Raw genomic sequence first — 3,551 nt, 5'->3', positions numbered from 1 at the left:
ACCTGTACGGCACGGTCGTCGACGCAGTCGACCGCGCCCCCGACCCGAACACCCGTCCCGCCGCCCTGCCCCGCCGCCCCGAGTCCGGCGTCACCAGCACCGGCGGCCCGAAGGCCGTCATGCAACACCGCGGCGACAGCGTGACGCTGAGCGGCCGGGGCTATGTCCTGGTCCGCTGGCAGATCTCGCCGCACGCCCGGCCCGGCGGGGTGGTCATGCCGACCTGGACCGGCCTGAAGGGCAAGCTGTTCCACGTGGCCTCCGGCGGCTCGCGCCGCATGGACGACCCGCTGCCCGGCGCCCCGAACGGCTACGTCACCGGCATGGGCGGCCCGGACATCGGATACGCGGTGCTGCCGCCCGGCACCCAGCAGATGTGGCAGAACGAGTACTTCTACGTCGACGGCACCGTCACCCTCACCCAGAACGAACGCGGCTGCGACTACGGCATCGCCGTCTTCCCGTCCGACTGGGCGGCCGTGGACAAGGACGTCAACACGGGCCCGGCGCAGGGCGCCATCCGCTACGGCCTCGTCCGCGACACCGGCACGGACAGCGCGCCGGTGCCGCAGTACGTCACGCGTGCGACCCCGGCCGATCCGGCGACGGTCCCGCAGCGCTCGCGCGTGTAGCGCACAGCACGTCGATGCGGTTGGTCGTGATCGAGTCCACCCCGGCGCGCAGCAGCCGTCGCATGGAGCGGCGCGTGTCGGGGGTCCAGACGGACAGCAGGTAGCCGTCGCGGTGGACCCGCTCGGCGAGGGGCCGGTCCACCAGGCCGAAACGGTAGTTGAGCCAGCGCGGGCGGATCGCTTCCAGCAGGACGGGCCGGGGTGGCGCCAGCGTCGTCCAGGTGAGGGCGATCTCGGCGGCCGGGTCCGCCGCGCGCACGGCGAGCATGGCGTCGGCGCCGGCGCAGTAGTAGACGCGGTCCGCCGCCCCGGCCTGCCGTACGGCGTCCGTCACCCGCCGCACCGCCCGTACGTCGGGCGAGCCGGGCAGGTCGATCATCACCCTGTGGCCGTCGGTCGCGGCCAGCGCGTCCGTCAGGGCCGGGACCCCGCCGCCGGTCAGCCCGCGCACCTCCTCCCAGGACAGCGCGAGCACCGGCCGCTCGTGCTCCCAGAGCCGCTTCAACGTGTCGTCGTGCAGCAGCACCGGCACGCCGTCCCGGGTGAGCCGCACATCGATCTCCACCGCGTCCGCGCCCCGGTCGAGCGCGGAACGCAGCGAGGCGACGGTGTTCTCACGGTGGCGGTAGGGGTCGCCCCGGTGGGCCACGGCGGTCACGCGCCGCCCGGGGTGCACGGGGTGTCCCGGGTGCTCTGGGTGCTTGGGGGAGGGCGTCACCGGTCGAGCCATCCCGCGGTGTACGTGTCGATCTCCTCCTTGATCCTGGTCTTGCCCGCCGCGTCCAGGAAGGACGCCTCCACCGCGTTCTTCGCCAGGTCGGCGAGGCCCGGCTCGTCGAGGTCGAGCAGCCGGGCGGCGACCGCGTACTCGTTGTCGAGGTCGGTGCCGAACATCGGCGGGTCGTCGGAGTTGATCGTGACGAGGACCCCGGCCGCGGCGAACTCCTTGATGGGGTGCTCGTCGAGGGTGCGGACCGCGCGCGTGGCGATGTTGGAGGTCGGGCACACCTCCAGCGGGATCCGGTGCTCGGCGAGATGCGCGAGGAGCTTGGGGTCCTGGGCGGAGCTGGTGCCGTGCCCGATGCGCTCGGCCCGCAGGTGGGTGAGGGCGTCCCACACCGTCTGAGGGCCGGTGGTCTCGCCGGCGTGCGGTACGGAGTGCAGCCCGGCGGCGATGGCCCGGTCGAAGTACGGCTTGAACTGCGGACGCGGCACGCCGGCTTCGGGCCCGCCCAGACCGAAGGAGACCAGGCCCTCGGGGCGCAGCCGGTCGTCGGTGGCGAGCCGGGTCGTCTCCTCGGCGGCTTCGAGCCCCGCCTCGCCGGGGATGTCGAAGCACCAGCGCAGCACGGTCCCGAAATCGGCCTCCGCGGCCTTGCGGGCGTCCTCGATCGCGTCCATGAAGGCGCGCTCGTCGATGCCGCGGCGGGTGGAGGAGAACGGGGTGATGGTCAGCTCGGCGTACCGCACCTGCTGCCGGGCCAGGTCCCGCGCCACCTCGAAGGTCAGCAGCCGGACGTCCTCCGGCGTGCGGATCAGGTCGACGACCGACAGGTACACCTCGATGAAGTGGGCGAAGTCGGTGAAGGAGAAGTAGTCGACCAGGGCGGCGGGATCGGTCGGGACCTTCGAGTCGGGGTGCCGGGCGGCCAGTTCGGACACGATCCGGGGGGAGGCGGAGCCCACGTGGTGCACATGCAGTTCGGCCTTGGGCAGTCCGGCGACGAAGGCCGTGAGGTCGCGTGGGGCGCGGGGGTCGACAAGGTGCTGGGTCAAGGGTTCCTCCCCGGAACGGCGTCCCTGTCGGCACACGGCGGGAGGGACGCGGGTGATCGGCTGATCGATGACTCGGAGTCATCGTATGCCGTGGTGCATCGCCCATTTCAGGGGCGCGGGGCTGTATCGATGTGCGGCTCCGCCGCGTGGGCGCGACCAGCCCCAACGCAACCCGCACTGTGGCACGCACCGAACGGCCCCGTAGCATGGCGGCACGAACGACCCAGGGGGGATGCACCATGACGGACGCGACGCAACCAGACGGAGGCGGCGGCCACGACCCGTGGGCGCCCCCGGAGAACAAGACCTCGCTCGACAAGAACCAGACGCCGCCGTCGCCGTCCGTGCACGACCAGGCCACCGTCACCTCGATGCCGAGCGTGGGATTCACGCCGCCCACCGGAACGCCGTCCACCGGCACGCCCCAGTACGACACGTCCCACTCCGGCGCTGTCCCGCCCCCACCCGTCGCCCCCGGCGGGTACGGCTACCCCGGCTACCCCCAGGGAGGCGGGTACCCCCAGGGAGGCTACGGCTGGCCGGGCATGCCCATGGCCCCCCAGAACGGCATGGGCATCGCCGCGATGGTGCTGGGCATCATCTCCTGCACGCTCTTCTGTCTGTACGGCGTGGTCTCCCTGGTCACCGGCATCCTCGCCGTCGTCTTCGGCATCAAGGGCCGCAAGCGCGCCGAGGCCGGCGTGGCCACCAACCACGGTCAGGCGCAGGCGGGTCTGATCATGGGCATCATCGGGATCATCCTCGGCATCACCGTGATCGTCCTGATCGCCGTCGGCATCACGGCCGCGATCAACAGCGACGACTACGACGACGATCCGTACTACGGCGCCCAGGGTTCCGTGGCCACCGCCGCGTTCCACCGCTGAAACAGCCGTACTGCGCGGCGGATTTGGCCACTACGATTCCCTGGTCTGACAACGGAGGGGAGATCGTCATGTCCAACACCAATCCCACGCCCGGTGGGTTCGGTCCGCCGTCCCAGCCCCCGCAGCAGCCGGCCCCCGGCTACGGCTATCCGCAGCAGGGCGGCCCCGGCTACGGCTACCCCCAGGGCACCCCCGGCTACCCGGCCGCGCCGCCCGCCGGCTACCCCCAGGCGCCCGGCTACGCGATGCCCGCGCA

General features: G+C 72.4%; 3 protein-coding genes and 2 pseudogenes. 3 read left to right on the top strand and 2 right to left on the bottom strand.

What is annotated here, in order from left to right:
* A pseudogene (locus CCL05_RS40830) lies at positions 1 to 632 on the top strand (sigma-70 family RNA polymerase sigma factor); the annotation flags it as partial.
* On the opposite strand, the gene CCL05_RS40825 reads toward CCL05_RS40830, so the two are convergent.
* Both CCL05_RS40825 and CCL05_RS40820 read right to left on the bottom strand, forming a co-directional pair.
* Positions 577 to 1,281 (bottom strand): glycerophosphodiester phosphodiesterase, encoded by a 705-nt coding sequence (locus tag CCL05_RS40825; RefSeq protein WP_244204575.1) that lies wholly within the window; start codon positions 1,279 to 1,281, stop codon positions 577 to 579. The pseudogene CCL05_RS40830 and the gene CCL05_RS40825 overlap by 56 nt on opposite strands.
* Before the next feature lie 65 nt (positions 1,282 to 1,346).
* On the bottom strand, positions 1,347 to 2,408 hold the full coding sequence (locus tag CCL05_RS40820) for an adenosine deaminase (RefSeq protein ID WP_167409711.1): 1,062 nt from the start codon (positions 2,406 to 2,408) through the stop codon (positions 1,347 to 1,349).
* Between the two features lie 239 nt (positions 2,409 to 2,647).
* Here CCL05_RS40820 and CCL05_RS40815 point away from each other — a divergent pair, with 239 nt between their 5' ends.
* Positions 2,648 to 3,295 carry a DUF4190 domain-containing protein gene (locus tag CCL05_RS40815; protein ID WP_086565624.1) on the top strand — a complete coding sequence of 216 codons (648 nt, stop codon included), beginning with the start codon at positions 2,648 to 2,650 and terminating at the stop codon, positions 3,293 to 3,295.
* Between the two features lie 68 nt (positions 3,296 to 3,363).
* A pseudogene (locus tag CCL05_RS40810) lies at positions 3,364 to 3,551 on the top strand (DUF4190 domain-containing protein); the annotation flags it as partial.

This window comes from Streptomyces africanus (assembly GCF_002150735.1).
GTDB lineage: Bacteria > Actinomycetota > Actinomycetes > Streptomycetales > Streptomycetaceae > Streptomyces > Streptomyces africanus.
The sequence above is the reverse complement of the archived record's forward strand: the minus strand, read 5'-3'. Positions and strand labels throughout refer to the sequence as shown.